The sequence below is a fragment of the Stenotrophomonas sp. YJH_SMC_133 genome (assembly GCF_059370655.1).
Map to the genome: position 1 here is coordinate 446530 of NZ_JCAFTW010000001.1, position 25203 is coordinate 471732.

The 25203-nt window shown below is 66.3% G+C and carries 28 protein-coding genes; 15 read left to right on the plus strand and 13 right to left on the minus strand.

What is annotated here, in order from left to right:
• The first annotated feature begins 3 nt into the window (after positions 1-3).
• Positions 4-630: a rhomboid family intramembrane serine protease gene (locus tag AC5P78_RS02025; protein WP_005410307.1), complete on the plus strand. Its 627-nt coding sequence runs from the start codon at positions 4-6 to the stop codon at positions 628-630.
• 55 nt (positions 631-685) lie between these two features.
• Here AC5P78_RS02025 and AC5P78_RS02030 read toward each other — a convergent pair whose 3' ends face one another.
• Entirely contained in the window at positions 686-847 is a 162-nt protein-coding gene (locus AC5P78_RS02030) for a hypothetical protein (RefSeq protein ID WP_005413966.1), read from the minus strand.
• A 209-nt stretch (positions 848-1056) separates the two neighbouring features.
• On the opposite strand from AC5P78_RS02030, the gene AC5P78_RS02035 reads away from it, so the two are divergent.
• The 4 genes from AC5P78_RS02035 (at position 1057) to AC5P78_RS02050 (ending at position 4317) form a co-directional block, all read left to right on the plus strand.
• Positions 1057-1359: a GNAT family N-acetyltransferase gene (locus AC5P78_RS02035; protein ID WP_005410305.1), complete on the plus strand. Its 303-nt coding sequence runs from the start codon at positions 1057-1059 to the stop codon at positions 1357-1359.
• A 37-nt stretch (positions 1360-1396) separates the two neighbouring features.
• Positions 1397-2278, plus strand: coding sequence for a DUF3298 and DUF4163 domain-containing protein (locus AC5P78_RS02040; RefSeq protein WP_005410304.1), 882 nt, complete (start codon positions 1397-1399; stop codon positions 2276-2278).
• A 19-nt stretch (positions 2279-2297) separates the two neighbouring features.
• Positions 2298-3413 (plus strand): cyclopropane fatty acyl phospholipid synthase, encoded by a 1116-nt coding sequence (gene cfa / locus AC5P78_RS02045; protein WP_012480799.1) that lies wholly within the window; start codon positions 2298-2300, stop codon positions 3411-3413.
• Between the two features lie 142 nt (positions 3414-3555).
• Entirely contained in the window at positions 3556-4317 is a 762-nt protein-coding gene (locus tag AC5P78_RS02050; protein ID WP_012480798.1) for a hypothetical protein, read from the plus strand.
• A gap of 202 nt (positions 4318-4519) precedes the next feature.
• Here the strand turns inward: AC5P78_RS02050 and AC5P78_RS02055 are convergent, their stop codons facing one another.
• Positions 4520-6688 (minus strand): M3 family metallopeptidase, encoded by a 2169-nt coding sequence (locus tag AC5P78_RS02055; protein WP_005413963.1) that lies wholly within the window; start codon positions 6686-6688, stop codon positions 4520-4522.
• Between the two features lie 130 nt (positions 6689-6818).
• On the opposite strand from AC5P78_RS02055, the gene AC5P78_RS02060 reads away from it, so the two are divergent.
• Positions 6819-7298 (plus strand): glutathione peroxidase, encoded by a 480-nt coding sequence (locus AC5P78_RS02060; RefSeq protein WP_005413962.1) that lies wholly within the window; start codon positions 6819-6821, stop codon positions 7296-7298.
• 76 nt (positions 7299-7374) lie between these two features.
• Here AC5P78_RS02060 and AC5P78_RS02065 read toward each other — a convergent pair whose 3' ends face one another.
• From AC5P78_RS02065 to AC5P78_RS02080, 4 genes are all read right to left on the minus strand, one after another.
• Positions 7375-8154, minus strand: coding sequence for a ferredoxin--NADP reductase (locus AC5P78_RS02065; protein WP_005410300.1), 780 nt, complete (start codon positions 8152-8154; stop codon positions 7375-7377).
• A gap of 80 nt (positions 8155-8234) precedes the next feature.
• The gene (locus AC5P78_RS02070; protein WP_024956642.1) at positions 8235-10106 is read right to left on the minus strand and encodes an ABC transporter ATP-binding protein; all 1872 of its coding nucleotides are present in this window, start codon (positions 10104-10106) and stop codon (positions 8235-8237) included.
• A 239-nt stretch (positions 10107-10345) separates the two neighbouring features.
• Positions 10346-10798, minus strand: a complete 453-nt coding sequence (locus AC5P78_RS02075; protein WP_005413960.1) for a carboxymuconolactone decarboxylase family protein — start codon at positions 10796-10798, stop codon at positions 10346-10348.
• Between the two features lie 36 nt (positions 10799-10834).
• Positions 10835-11731, minus strand: coding sequence for an RNA polymerase sigma-70 factor (locus tag AC5P78_RS02080; RefSeq protein WP_012480795.1), 897 nt, complete (start codon positions 11729-11731; stop codon positions 10835-10837).
• 146 nt (positions 11732-11877) lie between these two features.
• On the opposite strand from AC5P78_RS02080, the gene AC5P78_RS02085 reads away from it, so the two are divergent.
• From AC5P78_RS02085 to AC5P78_RS02095, 3 genes are all read left to right on the plus strand, one after another.
• Positions 11878-13395 carry a fumarate hydratase gene (locus tag AC5P78_RS02085; protein WP_005410296.1) on the plus strand — a complete coding sequence of 506 codons (1518 nt, stop codon included), beginning with the start codon at positions 11878-11880 and terminating at the stop codon, positions 13393-13395.
• 127 nt (positions 13396-13522) lie between these two features.
• Entirely contained in the window at positions 13523-13861 is a 339-nt protein-coding gene (locus AC5P78_RS02090) for a hypothetical protein (RefSeq protein WP_005410295.1), read from the plus strand.
• Between the two features lie 58 nt (positions 13862-13919).
• Positions 13920-14555 carry a glutathione S-transferase family protein gene (locus tag AC5P78_RS02095; protein WP_049451482.1) on the plus strand — a complete coding sequence of 212 codons (636 nt, stop codon included), beginning with the start codon at positions 13920-13922 and terminating at the stop codon, positions 14553-14555.
• 188 nt (positions 14556-14743) lie between these two features.
• Here the strand turns inward: AC5P78_RS02095 and arsC are convergent, their stop codons facing one another.
• From arsC to AC5P78_RS02110, 3 genes are all read right to left on the minus strand, one after another.
• Positions 14744-15085 carry an arsenate reductase (glutaredoxin) gene (arsC, locus tag AC5P78_RS02100; RefSeq protein ID WP_062607409.1) on the minus strand — a complete coding sequence of 114 codons (342 nt, stop codon included), beginning with the start codon at positions 15083-15085 and terminating at the stop codon, positions 14744-14746.
• Positions 15085-16239: a phospholipase A gene (locus tag AC5P78_RS02105; protein WP_005413953.1), complete on the minus strand. Its 1155-nt coding sequence runs from the start codon at positions 16237-16239 to the stop codon at positions 15085-15087. Before AC5P78_RS02105 ends, arsC begins: the two co-directional genes overlap by 1 nt.
• Before the next feature lie 119 nt (positions 16240-16358).
• A complete protein-coding gene (locus AC5P78_RS02110; protein ID WP_033835435.1) occupies positions 16359-16844 on the minus strand; it encodes a DUF456 domain-containing protein in 486 nt (161 codons plus the stop codon).
• 236 nt (positions 16845-17080) lie between these two features.
• Here AC5P78_RS02110 and AC5P78_RS02115 point away from each other — a divergent pair, with 236 nt between their 5' ends.
• Positions 17081-17290 (plus strand): cold-shock protein, encoded by a 210-nt coding sequence (locus tag AC5P78_RS02115; RefSeq protein WP_005410290.1) that lies wholly within the window; start codon positions 17081-17083, stop codon positions 17288-17290.
• 73 nt (positions 17291-17363) lie between these two features.
• On the opposite strand, the gene AC5P78_RS02120 is transcribed toward AC5P78_RS02115, so the two are convergent.
• Positions 17364-17858 carry a glycine zipper 2TM domain-containing protein gene (locus AC5P78_RS02120; RefSeq protein ID WP_005410289.1) on the minus strand — a complete coding sequence of 165 codons (495 nt, stop codon included), beginning with the start codon at positions 17856-17858 and terminating at the stop codon, positions 17364-17366.
• 134 nt (positions 17859-17992) lie between these two features.
• A complete protein-coding gene (locus AC5P78_RS02125; RefSeq protein WP_012480790.1) occupies positions 17993-18427 on the minus strand; it encodes a hypothetical protein in 435 nt (144 codons plus the stop codon).
• Positions 18428-18507: 80 nt separating this feature from the next.
• Between AC5P78_RS02125 and AC5P78_RS02130 the strand changes: the two genes are divergently transcribed.
• Positions 18508-19332: a tRNA threonylcarbamoyladenosine dehydratase gene (locus AC5P78_RS02130; protein WP_062607407.1), complete on the plus strand. Its 825-nt coding sequence runs from the start codon at positions 18508-18510 to the stop codon at positions 19330-19332.
• A 34-nt stretch (positions 19333-19366) separates the two neighbouring features.
• Here the strand turns inward: AC5P78_RS02130 and AC5P78_RS02135 are convergent, their stop codons facing one another.
• Together AC5P78_RS02135 and AC5P78_RS02140 are read right to left on the minus strand one after the other, a co-directional pair.
• Positions 19367-20140 carry a TatD family hydrolase gene (locus AC5P78_RS02135; RefSeq protein WP_080353398.1) on the minus strand — a complete coding sequence of 258 codons (774 nt, stop codon included), beginning with the start codon at positions 20138-20140 and terminating at the stop codon, positions 19367-19369.
• Positions 20137-20355 carry a DUF6116 family protein gene (locus AC5P78_RS02140; protein ID WP_005410285.1) on the minus strand — a complete coding sequence of 73 codons (219 nt, stop codon included), beginning with the start codon at positions 20353-20355 and terminating at the stop codon, positions 20137-20139. The genes AC5P78_RS02135 and AC5P78_RS02140 overlap by 4 nt, the downstream gene beginning before the upstream one ends.
• Positions 20356-20518: 163 nt before the next feature.
• Here AC5P78_RS02140 and AC5P78_RS02145 point away from each other — a divergent pair, with 163 nt between their 5' ends.
• The 4 genes from AC5P78_RS02145 to AC5P78_RS02160 all read left to right on the plus strand — a co-directional run bounded on the left by AC5P78_RS02145 (position 20519) and on the right by AC5P78_RS02160 (position 25202).
• A complete protein-coding gene (locus AC5P78_RS02145) occupies positions 20519-21361 on the plus strand; it encodes a glycine zipper 2TM domain-containing protein (RefSeq protein ID WP_005410284.1) in 843 nt (280 codons plus the stop codon).
• 123 nt (positions 21362-21484) lie between these two features.
• Entirely contained in the window at positions 21485-22027 is a 543-nt protein-coding gene (locus AC5P78_RS02150; protein WP_060380636.1) for a GNAT family N-acetyltransferase, read from the plus strand.
• 176 nt (positions 22028-22203) lie between these two features.
• Positions 22204-22860 carry a glutathione S-transferase family protein gene (locus AC5P78_RS02155; protein WP_005410282.1) on the plus strand — a complete coding sequence of 219 codons (657 nt, stop codon included), beginning with the start codon at positions 22204-22206 and terminating at the stop codon, positions 22858-22860.
• A 62-nt stretch (positions 22861-22922) separates the two neighbouring features.
• Complete coding sequence (locus tag AC5P78_RS02160; protein WP_012480788.1) at positions 22923-25202, plus strand: transketolase C-terminal domain-containing protein; 2280 nt, start codon at positions 22923-22925, stop codon at positions 25200-25202.
• The last annotated feature ends 1 nt before the right edge of the window (position 25203 follow it).

A 25203-nucleotide genomic window follows, 5' to 3' on the forward strand; every position in this document is an offset into this window, starting at 1 on the left:
GACATGACCCCCGTCAATCTGCTGTTGATCGCCATCACCGCCCTCCTGTCGTGGATGGCGTTCAACAACCGCAAGCTGGCCGACCGCCTGATCCTGTGGCCGCCGGCCATCGACCGTCACCGCCAGTACGACCGGCTGGTGACCTATGGCTTCATCCACGCCGACTGGTCGCACCTGATCTTCAACATGATCACCCTGTTCTTCTTCGGGGGATTCATCGAGAGCGTGATGGTGCAGCTGACCGGCAGCTACCTGACCTACCCGGCGTTCTACATCGGTGCGCTGCTGGTCTCGATCCTGCCCAGCTACCTGAAGAACCAGAAGAACCCGAACTACCTCAGCCTGGGCGCGTCCGGAGCGGTGTCGGCGGTGTTGTTCGCCTTCATCCTGATCAAGCCGTGGTCGATCATCCTGGTGTTCTTCATCCCGGCACCGGCCATTGTCTATGCCGCGTTCTACGTGGGCTACAGCATCTGGATGGACAAGCGCGGTGGTGATCGCATCAACCACAGCGCCCACCTGGCGGGCGCGGCGTTCGGTGTGATCTTCATGCTGGCCATGCAGCCGAGCATCTTCACCCACTTCCTGCGCGAGCTTTCCAACCCGACCTTCCGTCTCGGCGGCGGTTGAGGGGCTGGGGTCGGATCCACTGGATCCGACCCCGGGGGCAGGGACCCGCTCCTGGTCAGGCGCGGGTCTGCTGGCCGTAGGTGTCCAGCAGGCGGGCGAATACCTCTTCGCCGATGCGCTGGAAATCCTGATCTTCGGTCTGCCCTTCCACCGCCAGCTGCAGCAGGCCCTCCAGCAGGGCGCGGTCGGTGTCGGAATGGGAATCGCTGGGGTGCATCGGAGCCTCCGCGGTGGTGCGCATGATCAACGGTCGCAAGGGCCGTGCCAGCATGGCCGTACCCCTCCACAGGCGATAGCGGCCGTCCTCGCTCCAGCTTGAGGGTCGAAAACTGACGTGAATGGATTGGACTTGCCCCTGTTCAGGCTTCACGCGATCATGGCGCCCGGCTGCGCACCATCCACGCAGTCGCCGCAGGAGACAGTTCCATGGCTTCGGTCACGCCCCCCGGTCTGGCCTACGAGGTCGAACACGACCTGGCCAACCATCGCTTCACCGCCCGTGTGCGCGGACAGCTGGCGGTGCTCGATTACCAGATCAAACGCAGGCGCATGGTCATCACCCACACCGAGGTACCCGAGCCGATTGCCGGCCGTGGCATCGCAGGTGAGCTGACACGCGTGGCACTGCGCTTTGCCCGCGAGCAGAAGTACAAGGTGGTGCCGGCATGTTCCTACGCCGAAGCCTTCCTGCAGCGGCACGAGGAGTACCACGACCTGCTCGCTGGCTGAATGCCAGCGGGCCACGCTTCAGCCATGGCAGGCGATGATGTACAAACATGAACAGGGGATCCCGATGAAGATTGGAAACAACCGGCCATTGCACGGCAGCGTGCTGGCCGGCGTGGTGGGCGTGCTGTTGCTGGCCGGTTGCCAGCGTGAAAGCGAGCCGGCACCGGCGACCGACGCGGCCCCCGCCGCCGAGGCCACTGCCGCAGGTGAAACGCCGGCCACGGAAGCGCCGCTGGACCTGCGCGACGTGATCGAGAACAACGAGCGCGAAGTGGTGGGCATCAGCTACCCGGCCGGCATCGATCGCTACCCGGGCCTGGCGCGCGCGCTGCAGAACTACGCAACCAGCGCACGCAGCGACCTGCAGCAGGCACTGGACGGGCTCGGCAATGACAAGCCGACCATGCCCTACGAACTGTCGCTGAGCTTCGAGAAGCTGCTGGAAACGCCGCAGCTGGTGGTGGTCAGTGCCGATGGCAGCCGCTATACCGGTGGCGCCCACGGCGAGCCGCTGGTGGCGCGTTTCGTGTGGCTGCCGGCGCAGCAGCAGATGCTCAGTGCCGACAAGCTGGTGGCCGATGCCAAGGGCTGGAAGGCGATCAGTGATTTCGTCGCCGACCAGCTGCGCGAACGCGTGGCCACCCGCCTCAGTGGCGAGGACATGGACCCGGCCCAGCTGCAGGAATCGCTGCGTAACGCATCGCGCATGATCGCCGACGGTACCGGCCCCCAGGCCGACAATTTCAGCCAGTTCCAGCCGCTGACCAACGACAAGGGGCAGATCACCGCGCTGCGCTTTGTTTTCCCGCCGTACCAGGTGGGTCCATACTCGGACGGCACCCAGACCGCCGACGTACCGGCGGCGGTGCTGTTGCCGCACGTGGCCAAGGACTACGTGGAGCTGTTCGCACGCGGTTGACCGCAGTCGAGGAGGTGGCGTGGATACAGGGTTGCAGGAGCGGGTCGCCGGCCTGCTGCAGGAAGCCGGGGTCCGCATCGGCGGCACCCAGCCACAGGACATCCAGGTGCATGACCCGCGCTTTTTCGCGCGGGTCATGGCGCACGGCTCGCTTGGCCTCGGCGAGAGCTACATGGACGGTTGGTGGGATGCCAACGTCCTCGATGAATTCCTCGTCCACCTGATGCAGGCACACCTGGATGAACGGGTGCACGGTTGGCGCGAAGTGGCCGATGCGCTGAAGGCGCGCCTGTTCAACCTGCAGGTCGGGCAGGGCAGCTACGAAGTGGGCCGCCGCCACTACGATCTTGGCAACGACCTCTACCAGGCCATGCTCGGCCAACGCCTGGTGTACAGCTGCGGCTACTGGCGCAATGCCGGTGATCTCGATGCCGCGCAGGAGGCCAAGCTGGACCTGGTCTGCCGCAAGCTGGGGCTGCGCCCCGGGCAGCGTGTGCTGGACATCGGCTGTGGCTGGGGTGAAGCCCTGAAGTTCGCAGCAGAGCGCTACGGCGTCACCGGCGTCGGCGTGACCATTTCGCAGGAACAGGCCGGGTTCGCACGCGAACTGTGCGCCGGCCTGCCGATCGAGATCCGCCTGCAGGACTATCGCGAACTGGATGAGCCGTTCGATGCGATCTTCTCGATCGGCATGTTCGAGCATGTCGGCGACAAGAACTACGCCAGTTTCTTCGAGGTGGCCAGGCGCTGCCTGTCTTCGCGCGGGTTGCTGCTGCTGCACACCATCGGCACCAACATCTCGCGGCATCGCACCGATCCGTGGATCGCGCGCTACATCTTCCCCAATTCAATGCTGCCGTCGGCGGTGCAGATCAGCAAGGCGTTCGAAGGGCGCTTCGTGCTGGAGGACTGGCACAACTTCGGCACCGACTACGACCTCACCCTGCAGGCTTGGCGACGCAACGTGGAAGCGGCGTGGCCGCAGCTGGACGCGCGCTACGACGAGCATTTCCGCCGCATGTGGCGGTTCTACCTGGCCGGATCGATGGCCACCTTCCGCTGCCGGCACGCGCAGCTGTGGCAGCTGGTGCTGTCGCCGGAAGGCGTACCGGGTGGGTACGTGGCGCCACGCTGAGGGTGCGCAGGGGTAGATCAGGCCGGATGCGATACTTACTGACGCCAAATCCGTGTGTTGCACGGTCAGCTCCGCGCGTGGGCGTCGTCGACGCTACGCTGTTGGGTCGGCGGGGTTACCGCATTCCTGAAGGCGTTGCAGCATGGGTTGGGACATCACCTACCATCCAGTCGCGGATTCGGAGATCCGTGACATCTATTTCCGTGCTCTGGAGGACGTGACGCTGGTCGAGGCGCTGCAACAGCGGTTCCGGATCGAGCCGTTCTACATGGAGCAGTTGCAGGAACGCATCGACGAGGCTCGCTCGATCAGCGCCGACGTGCCTTTCGAGAAGGGGCACGCTTTGTACCTGGCGATCGTGGCCGGCCACCTTCGGCGGTATCACTATCTCCGCGGGAGCGCCCTTTCGTTTTTCATCGACGATCCGGTGGTCGCCCGGTATTTCGCGGACTGGCGGCAACTGGTGCCGTTGCAGTGGGCGGATGCTGCCGCCGGCAACCATCTACGTGAAAACTATGGTGGTGGCGTGTTCATCACGCATGCCCGGCTGAAGCAATTACGCGCTGATTATGCAGTGGACAGCGCACTTGCTGCGCGCCTGGAGGAGCTGTTCTCCGATGGACGCCTGGTCGTTTTCTGGCGTGTTGTCGATGAAGCGATCGCCAGCGGATGCGGATTGCTGGAGGCCAGCGAGGTGGTCGAGCCGAACCCGATGGATCTCAATGCATCGACCAGCTTGAGCAATCTGCTGAACTGCGCGCCGGATGGCGCGATCCTTTATGCGGAAGCCGCGGCGGCCCAGCTGGCGGAGTTCGTGGCAGCGCACCCGGATATCGCATCGACTGCCGCTGCCGCGCCCGGTGCGCCGAAACGACGGTGGTGGGAGCGACTGTTTCGGCGCTGATCTGGAAGCGCATCCACGCATGGCGCGGATCTACTGGAGTGCGTCATGTGTGGATCGATGATGCCGGGGTTCGTGGCGCGAATGGATCGTGCCGACCAACGGTCGGCACCCACCAGTAGATCCACGCCATGCGTGGATGTCCCAACAAAAAAACCGCCCGGTTTCCCGGGCGGTTTTTCGTTTCAGGCTACTGCGCGGGCGATCAGTTGCCGGCGCCGGTCAGGCCACGCTTTTCCAGCAGCGGTTCGATCTGCGGCTCGTGGCCGGCGAAATCGCGGAACAGCTGCATCGCGTCGACGCTGCCGCCCTTGGACAGCAGGGTGGCGCGGAAGTGGTCGCCGTTCTTGCGGCTCAGGCCGCCGTTGTCCTTGAACCACTTCTGGGTGTTGGCGTCGAGCACTTCCGACCAGATGTAGGCGTAGTAACCGGCCGAATAGCCGCCCATGATGTGGCTGAAGTACGGGGTCTTGTAGCGCGGCGGCACCGGCGCGTAGTAGATGCCGTCCTTCTCCAGCGCGGCGCGCTCGAAGGCCATCACGTCCTTGGCGGCCGGCACCTGGTCGGCGCCGATCTGGTGCCAGCGCTGGTCCAGCATGGCCGCACCCAGGTACTCGGTGGTAGCGAAGCCCTGGTTGAACTTGGCTGCCGCCAGCACCTTGTCCAGCAGTGCCTGCGGCATCGCCGAACCATTCTGGTAGTGCTTGGCGTAGTTCTTCAGGATGACCGGGTTGTCGGCCCACATCTCGTTGACCTGCGAGGGGAACTCGACGAAGTCACGCGGCACCGAGGTGCCCGAGAAGTACGGGTACTTCACGTTGGAGAACATGCCGTGCAGGGCGTGGCCGAACTCGTGGAACGTGGTGTTCACCTCGTCCCAGGTCAGCAGGGTCGGCTGGCCGGCCGGCGGCTTCGGAATGTTCAGGTGATTGGCGACCACCGGCTTGAAGCCGGTCAGCTTGGACTGCGAGACGTAGGAGTTCATCCACGCGCCACCGCGCTTGGAGGCGCGTGCATACGGGTCGAAGATGAAGATCGCCAGCTGGCTGCCGTCGGCGTCGAACACGTCGTAGACGGTGACGTCATCGTGGTAGACCGGCAGGTCGGTGCGCTGCTTGAAGGTCAGGCCGAATTCCTGGCCCGCGGCGTAGAACACGCCGTTCTCCAGCACGTTCTTCATTTCGAAGTACGGCTTCAGCTGCGACTCGTCGAAGTTGTACTTGGCCTGGCGCACCTTCTCGCTGTAGAAGGCCCAGTCCCACGGTTCCAGCTTGAACGTCGGCTTGCCAGCGGCCTTCTGTTCCTGGTCGATCATCGCCTGCAGGTCGGCGGCTTCACGCTTGGCGTTGGCCACCGCGGCCGGGGCCAGCTTGCCCAGCATCGCGTTGACCGCTTCGGGGGTCTTGGCGGTCTGGTTGGTCAGGTTGTAGGCGGCGAAGTTCGGGAAGCCCATCAGCTTGGCCTTGTCGGCGCGCAGCTGCATGATGCGCGAGACCAGAGCGGTGTTGTCGAACTCACCGCCGCGGCTGCCGCGGCTCACCGATGCTTCGTAGATCTTCTGGCGCAGGGCGCGGTTGGCCAGGTTGGTCAGCGGCGGCTGGCCGGTGGTGTTGAGCAGGGTGATCACGTACTTGCCGTCCTGGCCGCGGGCCTTGGCGGCTTCGGCGGCGGCGGCGATCTGCTCCTTGGACAGGCCGTCCAGTTCCTTGACGTCGTCGACGGTGATCGCCGAAGCGTTCACCTCCGACTGCACGTTCTGGCTGAACTTGGTACCCAGGTTGGCCAGCTCGGCGTTCATCTCCTTCAGCTTGGCCTTGTCGGCGTCGGACAGCTTGGCGCCTGCGCGCACGTAGTTGTCGTAGTACTTCTCGACCAGGCGCACGCCTTCGGCGTCCAGGCCCAGCTGGCTGCGGGTGTCATACAGCGCCTGGATGCGGGCGAACAGCTTGCCGTTCAGCGCGATCGCATCGCTGTGCGCGGCGAACTTCGCCGAGTAGTCGGCCTGCAGCTTCTTGCGGGTGTCGTTGGTGTCGGCACCGACCAGGCTGAAGAACACGGTGGTCGCGCGGTCGAGGATGTCACCGCTCTTTTCCAGGGCGATGATGGTGTTGTCGAAGGTCGGCTTGGCCTTGTTGTTGGCGATGGCCTCCACTTCCTTCAGCTGCTGCGCCATGCCGGCGTCGAAGGCCGGGGCGAAGTCGCTGTCCTTGATCTTGTCGAACTGCGGGAAGTGCAGCGGCAGCGGGCTTTCGGCGAAGAACGGATTGGCCTGCTGGGCGGTGCTGCTGGCGGCCGGGGTGGCGGCGCCGGCCGAGAAGGCGGGCAGGGCAAGGCCGAGGGACATGGCCACGGCAAGGGCAAGGCGGGTGGTCAAGGCAGGAACTCCGGTAAGGCAAACAAGGGCCCGAGGGTAACCCGGCCGGCGGCGCCCGCACTTGTGTCAAAAGGCATGTTGCCGCGGCCGGGCGCGGGTACCATGCATTCACCGCCCACGGTTCACCGCCATGACGACTGCCTACGATTTCAGCTTCCGCGACCTCGACGGCCAGCCACAGGCCCTCGCCGGGTACCGGGGTCACCCGCTGTTGCTGGTCAATGTCGCCAGCCGCTGTGGCTTCACCCCGCAGTACACCGGGCTGGAACAGCTGTGGCAGGAGTATCGCGAGCGTGGCCTGGTGGTGATCGGCTTCCCATGCAACCAGTTCGGCGCGCAGGAGCCGGGGGACGCCGCGCAGATCCGCCAGTTCTGTTCGCTGGATTATCCGGTCAGCTTCCCGCTTTCGGAGAAGATCGAGGTCAACGGCGAGGGGGCTGATCCGTTGTGGGCATGGCTGTCACGCGAGAAGCGCGGCCTGCTGGGTAGCGCCCGCATCAAGTGGAATTTCAGCAAGTTCCTGGTCGATCGCCAAGGGCGGGTGGCTGCGCGCTTTGCGCCAACCACCAGGCCGGAACAGCTGCGCAGCGCGATCGAAGCGCTGCTGTGAAGGGGGTAGTGCCGGCCGCTGGCCGGCAATCCCGGAGCGCACGGAGAGCCGGCCGGCGGCCGGCTGCCGTTGCAGATCATTTCTCGACGAACGCGCGCTCGAACACGTAGTGACCCGGCTGGCCGATGCGCGGCGAGACCTGGAAGCCGCGGGCATCGAGCACGCTGCGCAGATCAGCCAGCATCTGCGGGCTGCCGCAGATCATCGCGCGGTCGTTTTCCGGGCTCAGCTCCGGCAGGCCGAGGGTGCGCTGCATCTGGCCGCTTTCCATCAGCTGGGTCAGGCGGCCCTGGTTGGCGAACGGCTCGCGGGTGACGGCCGGGTAGTACAGCAGCTTGTCGCCGATCATCTCGCCCAGGAACTCGTGCTCACGCAGTTCCTTCTCGAAGTAATCGCGGTAGGCCAGATCCTTCTCGTAGCGCACGCCGTGGCAGAGGATCACCTTCTCGAAGCGCTCGTAGGTCTCCGGGTCCTTGATGACCGACAGCCACGGCGCCATGCCGGTGCCCGTGCCCAGCAGGTACAGGTTCCTGCCCGGGTGCAGGTCGCTGATCAGCAGGGTGCCGGTGGGCTTCTTGCCGACCAGCACCTTGTCGCCCGGCTTGATGTGCTGCAGGCGCGAGGTCAGCGGGCCGTCCTGCACCTTGATGCTGAAGAACTCCAGGTGCTCTTCCCAGTTGGCGCTGGCGATGGAATAGGCGCGCAGCAGCGGCCGTGCCTCGGTTTCCAGGCCGATCATCACGAACTGGCCGTTCTCGAAGCGGAAGCCGCTGTCGCGGGTAGTGGTGAAACTGAAGTAGGCATCGGTCCAGTGACGGACCTCAAGCACCGTTTCGGCGCCGAAAGCGGAGGACATGGGCGTATCTATCGAAAGTCGTCGGGGTTGATTCTATCTCAAATGAGATGGGTTCTCATTGGGCGGAACGAGAGGCGTTCTCAGCGGTAACCCGCCGCCTGCAGCTCGAACAGCTCGGCGTACCGTCCTCCCTGGGCCATCAGCTGCGCATGGGTGCCGCTGGCCTCGATGCGGCCATCGGCCAGCACCAGGATGCGATCGGCCATGCGTACCGAAGAGAAACGGTGGGAAATCAGCACTGCCGTACGATTATCCGCCAGCTCCCTGAACCGCTGGAACACTTCGAACTCACTGCGCGCGTCCAGCGCTGCCGTTGGCTCATCCAGGATCATCACCTGCGCATTGCGCATCCACGCGCGGGCAATGGCGATCTTCTGCCACTGGCCACCGGACAGGTCCACGCCCTGCTTGAAGCGGCGCCCGATCAGCTGGTCGTAGCCGCCGGGCAGGTCGTCGATCACTTCCTCGGCCATGCCTCGTCGCGCGGCATCGGCGATTCTTGCCTGGTCGTCCATCGCCTCGACCTGGCCGACGCCGATGTTCTCGCCGGCGCTGAGGTTGTAGCGCACGAAGTCCTGGAAGATCACCCCGAGGTTGGCGCGCAGGTCGTCCAGGTCGTAGTCGCGCAGGTCGCGGCCGTCGAGCAGGATGCGGCCTTCGTCCGGCTCGTACAGCCGTGCCAGCAGTTTCACCAGCGTGGTCTTGCCCGCGCCGTTCTCGCCGACCAGGGCCAGCACTTCGCCGGCCTGCAGCTGGAAATCGAGGTGGCGCACCGCCCACTGTTCGGCATCGGGATAGCGGAAGCCGACGTTCTCGAACACGAAGCCCTGGCGGATCGGCTGCGGCACGCGTATGGCGCCTTCACGCGAGTGGATTTCCGGCTCGATCTGGAAGAACGAGAACAGGTCGTCCAGGTACAGCGCCTGGCTGGCCACCTGCGAGAAGCCGATCAGCAGGCCTTCCAGCAGCTGGCGCAGGCGCAGGAAGCTGCCGGCAAGGAAGGTCAGGTCGCCGATCGAAAAGTCGCCGCGCACCGTGCGCCAGGCAATGTAGGCGTAGGCGGTGTAATACCCCAGCGTGCCCAGCGCAGCCAGCAGCGTGCCCCAGAACGCGCGGCGCCGGGCCAGTGCACGGTTGGCCTGGAACAGCGCCACCGACAGCCGCCGGTAGCGTTCCACCAGGAAGCGGTGCAGGTTGTAGATCTTCACTTCCTTGGCCGTTTCCACGCTGGCACCGAGCTGGCGCAGGTAGTCGAGCTGGCGGCGCTCGGGCGTCCACTGGAAGTTGAGGCTGTAACCGGCCGCATTGAAGTGCGATTCACCGATGAAGGCCGGCACCAGTGCCAGCACCAGCAGCAGGATCAGCCACGGTGCGTAGACCAGCAGGCCAACGGCGAGGCTGGCCACGGTGATCGCGTCCTGGACCTGGCCGAACAGCTGGCTCATCAGGTTCATCCGGCCCATGGTCTGGCGCCGCGCACGGTCCAGCTTGTCCTGCAGGTCCGGGTCCTCGAAGTCCTCCAGATCCAGCGTCGCCGCGTGTTCCATCAGCCGGATGCTGGTGACGTTGGCGAACAGCTCGGAGAGCAGGGCATCGGCGTAGCTGACCAGCCGGCCGAGCAGGTCCGAGGCGATGGCCAGGCCGAATTCCAGCGCCAGCAGGCCCAGCAGCGGATTCAGCACGCCGCTGGACAGCGCTTCGCCCAGCGGCGGGAAGCCCGCGTCGTGCTGGCTCAGGTGCAGGGCGCTGTCGATGATCAGCTTGCCGACGTACAGCATCGCCACCGGCAGCAGCGCGCGGATCAGGCGCAGCCCGAGGCTGGCCAGGGTGAGCGCGGGACTGGTCTTCCAGACCATGCGCAGGAACGGCGGCAGGTTGCGCATCGCCCTGAAGCGCTGGCGCAGGCTGGGTTTCTTCGCGGCGGCAGCGCCAGCGGTGGGGGTAGCAGGCATGCGCGTATTGTGCGCGCCTGATACGTGCAGAGGGGGTCAGTGCAGGCGTGTGGCCGACACCGGGGTCAGATCCCTTTGCGCGGCAAAGGGCTCTGACCCCAGCGACCCACAGCGGGTCAGGGCCCTTCGCGAAGCGAAGGGATCCGACTCTCCCGCATCCACGCATGGCGTGGATCTACCGTGTCGACCAAGGTCGACACCTACCAGCAGCACCGATGAACTGTCGAAGGCGGGGTGGGTCAGGCCGGCAGCGGCGGCAGCAACCCCGCACCGAGGCGGTTCCAGGCATTGATCACCGCGATGCCCATGCTCAGGTCACTGATGCCCTTCTCATCGAAGTGCGGCGCCAATGCATCGAACGCCGCCTGCGACGGCGCGCCGTCGGTCAGCCGGGTCAGTGCCTCGGCCCAGCCCAGCGCCGCGCGCTCGCGTTCGTCGAAGAAGCGGCTCTCGTGCCATGCCGGCAGTGTGTCCAGCTTGCGCGGCTCGATGCCGCCCTTGCGCAGCGCCGTGCCGTGCATGTCCATGCAGTAGCCGCAGCCGTTGAGCTGCGACACGCGCAGGAACACCAGTTCCATCAGGGTCGGATCGATCGAGCTGTCATGCACCGCCTGGCTGGTGGCCAGCAGGCCCTTGAAGGCCTCGGCGGCCAGGCGGGTGTAGGGGACGCGGGGAGAAGTGTGATTGGACATCGGGGGCTCCACGGCGGCCACGATGGCCGCCTTTCACTACCAGGACGCCGCAGCGTCGCCGCGCGTGACAACCTTCGGCAACTTTTCCGGATTCAACACGCTGTACACGTTGGCGATGCGGCCATCGACCACCTCGATGGTGGTGACCGAGTGCAAGCGATCACCCACAAAGCGCAGGATCGCCGGCTCGCCGTTGACGTAGCCCAACTGCGCCGGATGCACCGCGCCGCGGCGGGCAATGGCCCAGAACAGGCGACCGATGCGCTCGGCGCCCAGCAGCGGGCGCACCGCTGCGGTGACCACGCCGCCGCCGTCGGACACCAGCAACGCGTTGGTGTGCAGCAGGGCCTGGATCGCCTCGCTGTCGCCGCGCTGCGAGGCATCCATGAAGCGCGCCAGCAGCTGCCGGTGCTGGCTGGCATCGGCGTTGAAGCGCGGCCGTCCGGCCTGCAGGCGCTGCCGGGCACGGTGCACCAGCTGCCGGCAGTTGGCCTCGCTGTGGCCGATCAGCTCGGCGATCTCGCGGTAGTCGTGGTCGAAGGCCTCCTTCAGCAGGAAAGCGGCGCGTTCCTCGGGGCCGAGCTGTTCAAGCAGGGTCAGGAAGGCGACCGAAACGTCGTCGGCCAGGGCATGCAGCTGGGCCGGGCCGGGCGCCGGGTCGGGCTCCAGGGTGACCGCCAGCGGCTCGGCCAGCCATGGGCCGACGTAGTGCACGCGCTCGCGCTTGGCCGCGCGCAGCCGGTCCAGGCCGAGCCGGGTGGTGGTGGTGACCAGCCAGGCTTCGGGGTCGCGGATGGCCGCCGGGTCGGCGCCGGACCAGCGCAGCCAGGCATCCTGGACCACGTCTTCGGCGTCGGCGCGGCTGCCAAGCAGGCGGTAGGCCAGGGCCATCAGGCGCGGGCGGTGGGTCTGGAAAGCGTTTTCGGCGTTCATGTGGGCAAGGACGCCGCAGTGGCGCGTGGCGTGACAGAGCGTCGGGGGAATCTTGCCGGCCAGCGGCCGGCACTACCACCCCGGGGCCGGGGGAGGGGGTAAAATGGGCGGATTACCCCCGCCAGCCTCGAGCAAGCGAGCAAGACGTGACATCGATCAAGCAGGAAGACCTCATCCAGTCCATCGCCGACGCGCTGCAGTACATCTCGTACTACCACCCGGTCGACTACATCAAGAACCTCGCCGCCGCTTACGAGCGCGAGGAGTCGCCGGCCGCGAAGGAAGCGATGGCCCAGATCCTGATCAATTCGCGGATGTGCGCCGAAGGCCACCGTCCGATCTGCCAGGACACCGGCATCGTCACCGTGTTCCTGGAAATCGGCATGGACGTGCGCTGGGACGACGCCACCATGGGCGTGGAAGACATGGCCAATGAAGGCGTGCGCCGTGCCTACATGCACCCGGACAACAAGCTGCGCGCTTCGGTGCTGGCTGATCCGGCCGGCAAGCGCATCAACACCAAGGACAACACCCCGGGCGTGGTCAACGTCAAGGTGGTGCCGGGCAACAAGGTCGACGTGATCGTCGCCGCCAAGGGCGGTGGTTCGGAAGCGAAGACCAAGTTCGCCATGCTCAACCCGTCCGACTCGATCGTCGACTGGGTGCTGAAGACCGTGCCGACCATGGGCGCCGGCTGGTGCCCGCCGGGCATGCTCGGCATCGGCATCGGTGGCACCGCCGAGAAGGCGATGCTGCTGGCCAAGGAAGCGCTGATGGAGCCGATCGACATCACCGAGCTGCAGGCCCGTGGTGCGTCCAACCGCATCGAAGAGCTGCGCCTGGAGCTGTACGAGAAGGTCAACGCGCTGGGCATCGGTGCGCAGGGCCTGGGTGGCCTGACCACCGTGCTCGACATCAAGATCAACGACTACCCGACCCACGCGGCCAACCTGCCGGTGGCGATGATCCCGAACTGCGCGGCCACCCGCCATGCGCACTTCACCCTCGATGGCAGCGGCCCGGTGATGCTGGACCCGCCGTCGCTGGAAGACTGGCCGAAGCTGACCTACGACGCGTCCAAGGGCACCCGCGTGGACCTGGACACGATCACGCCGGAAGACGTGGCCAGCTGGAAGCCGGGCCAGACCCTGCTGCTCAACGGCAAGTTGCTGACCGGCCGCGATGCCGCGCACAAGCGCATGGTCGACATGCTCAACAAGGGCGAGCAACTGCCGGTCGATCTGAAGGGCCGCTTCATCTACTACGTCGGCCCGGTCGATCCGGTGCGCGACGAAGTGGTGGGCCCGGCCGGCCCGACCACCGCCACCCGCATGGACAAGTTCACCGAGCAGGTGCTGGCACAGACCGGCCTGCTGGGCATGGTCGGCAAGGCCGAGCGCGGCCCGGCCGCGATCGAGGCGATCAAGAAGCACAAGTCGGCCTACCTGATGGCCGTCGGTGGCTCGGCCTACCTGGTGTCCAAGGCGATCAAGGCCGCCAAGGTGGTTGGTTTCGCTGACCTGGGCATGGAGGCGATCTACGAGTTCACCGTGCAGGACATGCCGGTGACCGTGGCAGTCGACTCCACCGGTGAATCGGTGCACAAGACCGGCCCGCGCGAATGGCAGGCCCGCATCGGCAAGATTCCGGTGGTGGTGGAGTAACTCCCCGCACGCTTCGGTCCAGACAACGGCGCCCGTGTGGCGCCGTTGTTGTATCCGGGGGGGGGGATTAACGCGCCTGTAGCCCTTGCTCTGCTACGGTCGGCACACCCTCGCACAGGACGTGTCCATGGCCCTGCATCGATTCATCGTGGTAGGCATGCTGCTGGCGCTGGCCGGCTGCAACACCCCAGCGTCGTACGAAGGCGCGGATTTCCCTGCATCGGCGCAGTGCCGCGTGCAGTGCCAGGCCGGCTATCGCAGCTGCATGGCGCAGAATGACTCTCTCGGCAGCCGCCAGAGCAATTGCGAGCAGCGGATGGTGCCGGCGCCGGACAAGCGCTGCAAGGACGTGGACAACCCGGACCTGCGCCATGCCTGCGAACTGAAGACGCATGACTGTACGATGCGCGCGCCGATGATGTCCTGTGGCGAACGCCGGGATTCCTGCATGAGCAGCTGCGGCTGAGCAACGATCGTGCGCGCGGGCGCATAATCGGCTGATCCACCTGTACAGGATCTTCTGCATGAGCACCACGCTGTATGGTTCGACCAGTACCGCCGCGCTGGTGGTGCACTGGCTGCTGATCGAGCTGGGCATCGAGCATGAACTGGTGCTGCTGGATTTCGACGCGCGCGAGCACAAGTCGGCGCAGTACCTGGCGCTGAATCCGGCCGGTGTGGTGCCGACACTGCTGATCGATGGCCTGGTACTGACCGAAGCGGCGGCCATTGCGTTGTACCTGGCTGATCGCCATCCGGACGCCAACCTGCTGCCCGCGCTGGGCACGCCGCAGCGCGCCGATGCCTACCGCTGGATGTTCTGGTGTGCCAATACGCTGCAGCCGGCCTATCGAGCCTGGTTCTATCCACACGAAATGGCGGGCGAGGCGAATATCGAGGCCAGCCGCGGGATGGCACGGCAGCGCCTGGAAGCGGCCTGGCAGCATGTGGCCGCGCACCTGCATGCACATGGCCCCTACCTGCTGGGTGCCACGCCCTGCGTGGTCGACTACATGCTGGTGATGCTGATGCGCTGGTCGCGCAACATGCCCAGGCCCACCGACACCTGGCCGGTGCTGAAGGCGCACGCCACGTTGATGAAGGCGCGCCCGGCGTTCGCCGAGGTGTACCGCCGCGAAGGCATCACCGACTGGCTGTAAGCCAGCCGGGGAGGAGGGCGTCCGGGTAGAAGAGGGCGCTGGGGTAGAGTCGACTGTCAGTCGACTATCGCACGCAGTGCGGGCTTTTCCGCGGATGCATATGAAGGGTGAGGAGGGAGTCGACTAACAGTCGACTCTACCAACAGTCGACTCTACCAACACGCTCCGCTACGCGGCGGCGGTGCGGGTTACAGGATCTCCAGCACTGTTTCCGGTGGACGGCACAGGCGTGTGCCCTTGTCCGTGCGCACCACGGGGCGGTTGATCAGTCGCGGGTGTTCGGCCATCGCGGCCAGCAGCGTGGCCTCGTCCGCACCTTCCAGGCCCAGTTCGGCGAACTGCGCTTCCTTGCTGCGCACCAGATCACGTGCGCTCAATCCTGATTCGGCCAGCACCTGGCGCAGTGTAGCCACATCGGGTGGATTGCCGAGATACTCGATCACCGCTGGATCAAAGCCGGCATCACGTATCAGCTTCAATGCGCCGCGCGAGTTGCTGCAGGCCGGGTTGTGCCAGATCGTCACGGGCATCAGAACCACTCCAGCAGCGACACGCCCACGCCCACGTAGGTGGCCTTGTGGTTGTAGTCGATCAGGCTTTCGCCGTAACCGTCGAACACCTGCACATGCCCGCGCAGCAGATTGCTGATCGGGAAGCCGTAATCCAGCTGCAGGGCACCGTGCGAGCGGCTGCCGGTGCGCAGCGAATGGCGCGCCATCAGCGAGACTTCGTGGCCGTTGCGGTTCCAGGTCAGGGTCGCATCACCGCGGCCCATGTAATCCTCGATGTCCGGATTGTTGTCGTCGCTGCGGGTCTCGGGAATGCGGTACCAGGGGCGCAGCACCAGCGCCCAGTTCTCGCGGTCAAGGCCGATGTTGAGCATCACCCGGTTCCAGCTGCGCGAAAGCGGGTCGGCGCGGCCGTTGGATTGGTGGTTCAGCGCGATGCCGGTCATGCGCCCGCGCCAGCCACCGATCGAGTAGCCGTTGCGGAACACCATCATCACTTCCGGCTCGTAATTGGTTTCGCGGAACGGGCGTGAATCCTCGCCGTTGTAGGCCTGCCAGCGCGAGCTCTGGGTGTAGCCGGCCCAGATGTCGCCGTTGTCGCCGAACAGGTTCTCGGCGATCTTGGTCTTGAAACTGATCTGGAACTTCAGCTCGGCGCTGTCCAGCACCTGCGGCGTGGTGACTGTGTTGGCCGGGTTCGGCGAATGCGGCGTGGTGTTGCGATCGCTGGTCCAGAACGCCGGCAGCAGGTACACCGGCTTGTAGGCGCGCAGCTGGAACGGGCCCAGCTTGGAGTCCTCGGCCAGTTCCCAGCGGCTGTCCAGCAACGAACCGCGGCCAGCATTGGCCAGTGCGCTGTCAGGGGCTGCTGGACGGAACAGATCGCTGACCCGCTCGCGCAGCTTCTCTTCGCCCTGGCTCACGCGTGCAGTCTGGCGTTCTTCGCGACGGGCCTGCGCGGCCGCCTCGGCCGCAGCGTCGGCCTCGGCAGTGGCCTGCGGGGTACGGCCGAACTGGCGGTCATAACAGGCCAGGCGGGCAGCATCGGTGGTAATCGCCGCGCACGCGGCCGGCGAGGCTTCGGCGCTGGGCGCGAACTCCTGCGCGGCCAGCGGCGCACTGGCCAGGGCCAGCGCCAGCGGCGCGAGACGGGGAAGCAGCGGAGACAGGGTCATTGCAGCAGGCCCTTAGGTGAATACGGGAATCGCACAGTGTGGCGGCTGCACCGGTTCACGGCCAGCCCCCACGGTTTATGCACGGGCACCGCGTGCGCGCGGCGTGAAGGCAGTGCGGGTTACAGGAACCAGGCGAAGGCGAACAGGCCGAGCATCGCGATCACCACGGCCAGTTTCAGCGCCAGGCCGAGCAGGATACCGAGCCAGGTGGCCAGGCCTACCTTGGTCGAGCGCCCCAGTTCGCGGGTGTGCCAGTACTCGCCGGCCAGGGCGCCGATCAGGGGGCCTGCAAAGAGGCCGATCGGCATGAAGAACAGGCCGACGATGCTGCCGACGAACGTACCCCACAGTGCCTTGCGGCTGGCACCGACCCGCTGCGCACCCACCACCGTGGCCAGCACGTCCACCAGCAGCGAGAGGACGGTCAGTACGCCCAGCGCGACCAGGGTCGGCCAGCCGACGTGGGTGAAGCCGTCCGCCCAGGCCGCCAGCAGCAGTCCGATGAACACCAGCGGGATGCCGGGCAGGGCCGGCAGGATGATTCCGGCGATGCCGACAAGGACAAAAATGACCGCTAGCAGATATAAGATGAATGAGAGTCCCATGCTGTCCCGTATGGTCGCCGTTTTGGGGTTGACAGTGAAAGATTTTGCCAGTTGCTTTTTCGTTTTGGGCGGGTTAAGTTGCAGTCGCTGAGCTTGGCAAGGTCACCGTGGATCGTGGCCTGATGAAGCAAGATCTTCCCGATCCGCTGCATCGATGCACCTCGCTTCCCCCTTGCTTGTCAGCCGCCCACCAGGCGTTTCCAACAACAAGAGAGAGTCACCAGGGAGTTAGTGAGATGTCTGATCGCGAGACCGGTACCGTCAAGTGGTTCAACGATGCAAAGGGCTTCGGCTTCATCAGCCGTGAAAACGGCGAAGACGTGTTCGTGCACTTCCGTGCCATCCAGACCCAGGGCTTCAAGAGCCTGAAGGAAGGCCAGAAGGTCACCTTCACCGTCGTGCAGGGCCAGAAGGGCCTGCAGGCCGACGCCGTGCAGCCGACCTGATCGCGCTGCAAGCCGTCACATGAAAAAGGCCCGCGCAAGCGGGCCTTTTTCTTTGCCGCCGGCCCGGCGCAGGTCAGCGCAGGATGACCTTGCCGTTGACCACGCGCACGTAGGTGTTTTCGCGGATGCCGCCGAGGTCGCGCTGGTTGACCACGATGGTGCGGCCATCGTCCATGCGTACGCTGATGTCGTAGGTATCACTGGTCACGTTCTTCTGGATCTGGTTGCCGGCCAGCGCGCCACCGACCGCGCCTGCGGCCGCAGCGATGTTCTTGTTGCCACGGCTGCCACCGGTGTGATCGGAGATCTCATGGCCGGCCACGGCACCGACGATGCCGCCGAGGATGGCGCCGGTCGCGCTGGGCGCGGTGCGGCCCGACGGCACGGTGTTGATGCGGGTGACGATGCCACAGTCAGCGCAACGGCCCTGGTTGTAACCGCCGTTGTTGCCGTAGCCACCATTGTTGTAGCCGTTGTTGTAACCACCGCCACCGTAGCCGGGCGAGGTGGCACAGCCAGCCAGGGCGAGGGTAGCGATGGCGCTGGCGGCAATGAGCTGGATCTTCATGGAGCGTCTCCTGGCCGTGAAGGCGGGTGTTGGGTGGTACTGCGTCATGCAGCAGGGTGGACGAATCCTCTCCTTTCGAACGTGAACAAGGTGCCAACCAGGCGTGCCTTGCCCGGCTACAGGATGAATGCGCGTCAGCGGAAGTCCTGGTGGCAGGCGCGGCAGTCGGCCTGCACGGTTTCCACGACCTTGGCCAGGGCGGTGCAGTCACTGGGCGGAGCCGCCAATGCGGCGTTGAGGTTGCCGCGCAGCTGGCTGGCGTGCTGCTGGAACCGGCCGTTGTCCTTCAGCCCGGGAAAGGCCAGGTCGAGGTCGTTGGACAGAAGGCGCAGGGCCTGCAGCCGCGGCACGCTGTCGGCCAGGCTGCAGCGGTTCTGCTGCTGGGCCTGCTGCAGCAGCTGCGCTTGCCGCTGCATCACCTGCATCAGGCTGTCCGGGAACGGGTCGCGGCGGGCCTGCAGGGCGCGGCCGACCATGACCGTGGCGACCAGGCCGATCAGCAGGCCCAGGCACAGCACGAACAGGTACCGCTGGGCAGTGGACGGGCGGCGGGGCGGGCTGGCGTTCATGGCGGGCTCTCCTGGCGTGCAACGTTGGGTTCGATGCCGGCGCGCTGTAGGCGCTGGCGCCTGCACGTTAAAATAGCCGCATGAACGAACAGGTCAAACAACGCTTCGCCGGCATCGAACGGCTGTATGGCGTAGGTGCGCTCGAGCGCCTGCAGGGCAGCCGCGTGGCGGTGGTGGGCATGGGCGGGGTCGGCTCGTGGGTGGTGGAAGCGCTGGCGCGTTCGGCGGTCGGCCACCTGACCCTGATCGACGCCGATGACATCTGCGTGTCCAACACCAACCGGCAGCTGCCGGCGATGGAAGGCAACTACGGCCGCAACAAGGCCGAGGCGATGGGCGAGCGCTGCCGTGCGATCAACCCTGACATCGAGGTGGATGCCGTGCAGGCATTCCTGACCGTGTCGAACATGGCCGAGTTGCTGGACCGTGGCTTCGACTTGGTGATCGATGCCTGCGACAGCTTCCGGGTGAAGGTCGAGACGATCGCCTGGTGCCGTCGCCGCAAGCTGCCGCTGCTGACCGTGGGGGCTGCCGGTGGTCGCACCGATCCGACCCTGGTGCGCATCCGCGATGTCTCGCGCACCGAGCATGACGCCATGCTGGCGCTGATCCGCAAGAAGCTGCGCAGCGAGTTCAATTTCCCGAAGAATGCCAAGCGCTATTTTGGCGTACCGGCGGTGTACTCGCTGGAAAACGTGAAGTATCCGCAGGCCGATGGCAGCGTCTGCGGCATCCGCCCGAACCTCGGTGCGGATGCTGCATTGAAACTGGACTGTGGCGCAGGCCTCGGTGCGGCAACCCACATCACCGGTGCCTTCGCCTTTGCGGCGGTCGGCAAGGCGCTTGAAATGCTGCTGGAGCCGAAGAAGGTGAAGGCCGAAGTGGTCGAGTCCAGCGAGGTGTGATGGATCGTGCCGGCCAGCGGCCGGCACCTGCCCGTTACATTGCCGGCAGCGCGAACAGGCGCCGCGCATTCTCCGTCGTGGCCTGGGCCACCGCGTCCAGCTCCATCCCGCGCAGTGCGGCCACGTGGCGGGCGATGACTGCCAGTCGCGCTGGTTCGTTGCGCTGGCCGCGGATGCCGGCGTCAGGCTGGTCGGGCGCGTCGGTCTCCAGCAGCAGCTGTTCCAGCGGCATCCCGCGCACCAGGCGCTGCAGCCGTTGCGCGCGATCGTAGGTCAGCGGACCACCGAGACCGAGCAGGAAGCCTTGCCGATGTAGTTGCGCGGCCTGTTCCGGGCTGCCGGAAAAGCTGTGCACCACGCCGCGCAGGCCGCCGACGCGACGGATCGCGGCAATGACCGCATCCACCGCGCGTCGCGCATGCACGATCACCGGCAGCTCGAACTCGCGGGCCAGTTGCAGCTGGCCGATGAAGTACGCCTGTTGCGCCTCTGCATCCAGTCCCTCGACGAAGAAGTCCAGCCCGCATTCGCCGATCGCGCACGGGCGTTCGCGAACGATCCATTCGCGCAGCAGCGGCAGATGGTCGGGCCGGTGCTCGGCCAGGAACATCGGATGCAGGCCGTAGGCCGGGTACAGCCCCGGTGCCTGCCGGCAGACCTCGCGCAGCTTCGGCCAACTGGCGGCCGTGACGGCCGGTACCACCTGCTCGCGCACGCCCGCGGCGCCCGCGCGCTCGATCACCGCCGTGCGGTCAGCATCGAATTCACTGGCATCCAGATGGCAGTGGCTGTCGACCAGCGGAATCAACGCTGTTCCAGCGGCGGCGGGGCCGGGACTGTATTGCGGCTCTTCCAGTTGGCCAGCAGCAGGGTGCCGAAGCCCAGTACCAGCTCGTCGACGAACGGAATCGGGTCGGGAATGAACAGGGTCAGCACGAACAGGCCGGCGGTCAGCTTGAACAGGGTGGGGTAGCGCAGCCGGCGGGCCCATTGCAGTACCGGCAGCAGCATCGGGTTGGCCATGGCGTGGATCCTCGTGGGGAATATGCAAACGCTACCACGGGCCCAGCATTTCCCGATGCTGAATGGGTTACAGGAATGAGCAGGAAATGTGGAGATTCCGTTCAGGCAGTGCATGCTGCAATCTGGGCCGAGAACGTTGCGGATGGTCCGCAAGGAGCAGGTCATGAAAAGCACAACTACAACTGTCCTGGTCGCAGCGGGCGCGCTGCTGGTCGGTGGCATCGCCACCGCCGCCTTCATGAAGAGTGGCGACAAGTCGCCTGATTCCATCAGCGCCGGAACCCCCAACGGTGAATCGCGGCTGGTTGACGGCAATGCCGTTGACGATGGCGCGCGTGGTGACAAGCTCGACCCGTCTGCACCGCGCGGGCTGGAATACGCCGACGTGCTGAAGGTCGACCCGATCACCGAGAAGCAGAAGGCCTACGCCACCGTGATCGGCACCGATCCCGTGCGCGAGACCTCCACCACCCAGACCCCGCACGAGGTCTGCCAGGACGTGACCGTGCAGGAGCGCCTGCCGGAGCGTGACGGCAACGTCGGCGGCACCGTGGTCGGCGCGGTGGTCGGCGGCCTGCTCGGCAACCAGGTCGGCGGTGGCAACGGCAAGAAGGCCGCGACCGCAGCCGGTGCCGTGGCCGGTGGCTTCATCGGCAACCAGATCGACAAGCGCCATGTGGGTGGCCGCGTGGTCAACCGCACCGAGCGCCAGTGCCACACCGAGACCGCCACCTCCGAGTCGAGCCGTGTTACCGGCTACAACGTGACCTACCGCAACGAGGACGGCACCACCGGCACCATGCGCATGGCCAGCAAGCCGGGCAACCGCATCGCCATGGGCACCAATGACGTGGTGAAGGGCTACAACGTGACCTACCGCTACGACGGCGCCGAGAAGACCGTGCGCATGGACAACAAGCCGGCCAGCGATCGCCTGCCGGTGGTCGATGGCCAGCTGGTCACGCAGACCGCTGCTGCCGGCGCCACTGCGGCCACGCGCCAGTAATCCAGAATACGTGCTGTACCCGACGGGCCGGCGCATGCCGGCCCGTTTCGTTGTGAGCGCGGGCATTCATCCGTGTGGAGGCGGAATCCACCATCATGGTGGCCCCTTCGACATGGAGTCGGCATGAGCATCTTCGACCTGCGCCTGGAAACCGAGCGCCTGATCCTGCGTCCGCTGCTGCGCGAGGACTACGAACCCTATCTGGCGTTCTGCGCCGACGAGGAAACGATGCGCACCCTCGGTGGCGTGCAGCCGCCTTCGGTAGCCTGGCGCGGCTTCTGCAGCCTGGCTGGCGCCTGGCAGCTGTTCGGCTTTTCGATGTTCAGCGTGATCGAAAAATCCAGCGGGGACTGGATCGGGCGGATGGGCCCCTGGCAACCGCAGGACTGGCCGGGTACCGAGGTCGGCTGGGGCATCCGCCGCGCCAGCTGGGGCCGGGGCTATGCGCCGGAAGCGGCCGTCGCGGCGATCGACTGGGCCTTCGACACGCTGGGTTGGCACGAGGTGATCCATACCATCGCCGAGAACAACGACAACTCGCGGGCGGTCGCGCGCAAGCTGGGCAGCACGTTGCTGCGGATGGGCGAACTGCCGCCGCCGCACAACGACAAACCGATGCAGATCTGGGGCCAGTCGCGCGAACAGTGGCGGCAGCGTGCACGCTGAATGTGGCCCGGTAGTGCCGGCCGCTGGCCGGCAACCTCGTTGCAGCAGGATTCGTGCGATTGCCGGCCAGCGGCCGGCACTACCGGGGTGCCATGCTGCATCCGCGCTTGGCATTCCCTGGCGCACTTGCCAGACTGCACGCAGCCGGCCGCCGGCCGGATCCGATGGAGCAGGCAATGGTGGAAGAGCGCGTCCCGCTGACGGTGCATGGCATGTCGGTCTCGGGCAATTGCCACAAGGTCCGGCTGCTGCTTGAGCAGCTCGGCAGCCGTTACCGCTGGGTGGAAGTGGACAGTGCCCATGGCCAGACCCACACGCCCGAATTCCTGGCGCTCAACCCGAATGCCAAGGTGCCGCTGATCGTCCGCGACGACGGCCGCGTGCTGACCGAGTCCAACGCGATCCTGTTCTGGCTGGCCGAAGGCACGCCCTACCTGCCCAGCGATGGATGGGAGCGTGCGCAGGCGTTGAGCTGGATGTTCTTCGAGCAGTACACGCACGAGCCGTGCGTGGCGGTAGCGCGCTTCATCCGGGGCTGGACGGCGCCCGACTCGCCACGCCGTGCCGAACTGCCACGCCTGCACGAGCGTGCCGCCACCGCGTTGGCGGTGATGGAGCAGCACCTGCGCGAAGCGCAGTGGTTCACCGGCAGCGGATACGGCATTGCCGATATCGCCCTGTTTGCCTACACCGATGTGGCGGGCGAGGGCGGCATCAGCCTGGAGCCGTTCCCGGAAGTTCGCGCCTGGCTGCAGCGCGTGCGTGCGCAGCCGCGCTTCCTGCCGATGCCGGCGGTGACCGCCGAGGTGCGCTCGCGTTTCGAGGCGGCCTGATGCCCACAGGGTAGCGCCCGGTATTGCCGGGCGGAATGCAACAACGACACGGAGGGTGTTCGATGTTCGCTGTGGTTCCGGATCCGATTCCCGCGCGCATGCGGGGGCTCAACCGCGCCGAGGTGTGCGACGTCAATTTCCTTGAGGCGGTGCGCGGGTGGCGCGGAACGCCGCGCCCGCGACCCGCGGCAGATGCTCCGATCCTGCCGGGCAGTACGCTCACCGCTGCCGCCTTCGATGAACTGTTCGACTCGCAGCTGGCCAGTCGCCAGCTGGACCTGATGGCGCGCGTGCTGCGCGTGCAGAACAAGGTCTTCTACACCATCGGTTCGTCCGGCCATGAAGGCAACGCGCTGCTGGCGCGGGCCTGCCGGCACACCGATCCTGCCTTCCTGCACTATCGTTCCGGCGCCTTCATGGCCGAGCGTTCGCGGCAGGTGCCGGGCATCGACCCGCTGCGCGATGCGGCACTGTCCTTCGCCGCCAGCGCGGATGATCCGGCCAGCGGTGGCCGCCACAAGGTGTGGGGCAGCAAGCCATTGTGGGTGCTGCCGCAGACCTCGACGATTGCGTCGCACCTGCCCAAGGCGCTGGGTACCGCGCTGGCCATCGAGAGTGGCAAGCGGCTGGGGCAGGCGCTGCCCATTCCCACCGACAGCATCGTGCTGTGCTCGTTCGGCGATGCGTCGGCCAACCACGCCACCGCGCAGACCGCCTTCAATACCGCGATGTGGTCGGCCTACCAGAAACTACCGGCGCCGATCCTGTTCGTCTGCGAGGACAACGGCCTGGGCATCTCGGTGAAGACCCCCGATGGCTGGATCGCCGAGCGCTTCAGCCACCAGCCGGGGCTGGATTATTTCTTTGCCGATGGCCTCGACCTGGCCACCGGGCACGCCCAGGTGCAGGCGGCGGTGGAACACTGCCGGCGCACGCGGCGGCCGACCTTCCTGCATCTGCGCACCACGCGCCTGATGGGCCATGCCGGCACCGACTTTGAAGTGGAATGGCGCGCGCTGCCGGAACTGTGCGCGGCCGAGGCGCAGGATCCGCTGCTGCGCTCGGCGCAGATCGCGCTGGAATCAGGCTGGATGGATGCGGCCGCCATCGAAGTGGCCTACGAAACGATGCGCGCGCGTTGCATGGCCGCTGCCGCCGATGCCGAAGGCAGTGCGAAGCTGCAGTCGCTGCGGGAGGTGATGGCGCCGCTGGCACCGTACACCCCTGCAGCGGTGCAGGCCGAAGCGCAGCGCGAGGTCGCTGCCGAAGCACGCGAGGCACTCTATGGCGGTGCCGAGGCATTGCCGGAACGACAGGCGCCGCGGCATCTCGCAATCCAGATCAATCATGGTCTGCAGGAGCTGCTGGCCAAGTATCCGCAGAGCCTGCTGTTCGGCGAGGACGTGGCGCAGAAGGGCGGTGTCTACACCGTCACCAAGGATCTGCTGCGCCGCTTCGGGCCGCGCCGGGTCTTCAACACCCTGCTGGACGAGACCATGATCCTGGGCATGGCGCAGGGCCTGGCCAACATGGGCATGCTGCCGATCCCGGAGATCCAGTACCTGGCCTATCTGCACAACGCCATCGACCAGCTGCGTGGCGAAGCCTGTTCGCTGCAGTTCTTCTCCAACGACCAGTACCGCAACCCGATGCTGGTGCGGGTGGCCGGGCTGGGCTACCAGAAGGGTTTCGGCGGCCATTTCCACAACGACAACTCGGTCACCGCCCTGCGCGACATCCCCGGGCTGGTGGTCGGCTGCCCATCGCGCGGCGACGACGCGGTGATGATGCTGCGCACGCTGGCGGCGCTGGCCCGGGTGGATGGGCGCGTGGCGGTGTTCCTGGAGCCGATCGCGCTGTACATGAGCAAGGACCTGCATGAGCCGGGCGATGGCCAGTGGCTGTTCGACTACCCGGCCCAGGGCCGGGCACTGGTGCCGGGCGAAGGCCGTGTTTACGGGCCGGAGGCTGGCGACCTGGTGGTCTACACCTACGGCAATGGCGTGCCGATGGCGCTGCGCGCAGCGCGGGCCATCGAACAGCAACTGGGCTGGCAGGTACGGGTGGTCGACCTGCGCTGGCTGGTGCCGCTGGATGCCGGCTTCATCGCCAGCCAGGCCGCCAGCGCACGGCGCGTGCTGGTGCTGGACGAGGGCCGCCACAGTGGAGGGGTGGGCGAGGGTGTGGTCACCGCACTGGTCGAGGCCGGTTTCGGCCACCTGCCGCTGCGCCGGGTCTGCGGCGCCGATACCTATACCCCGCTGGCAGGGGCAGCAATGTTCGGGCTTCCAAGCGACAATGCGGTGATTGGCGCCGCCCTTGAACTGGCGCAGGAACCTTGAT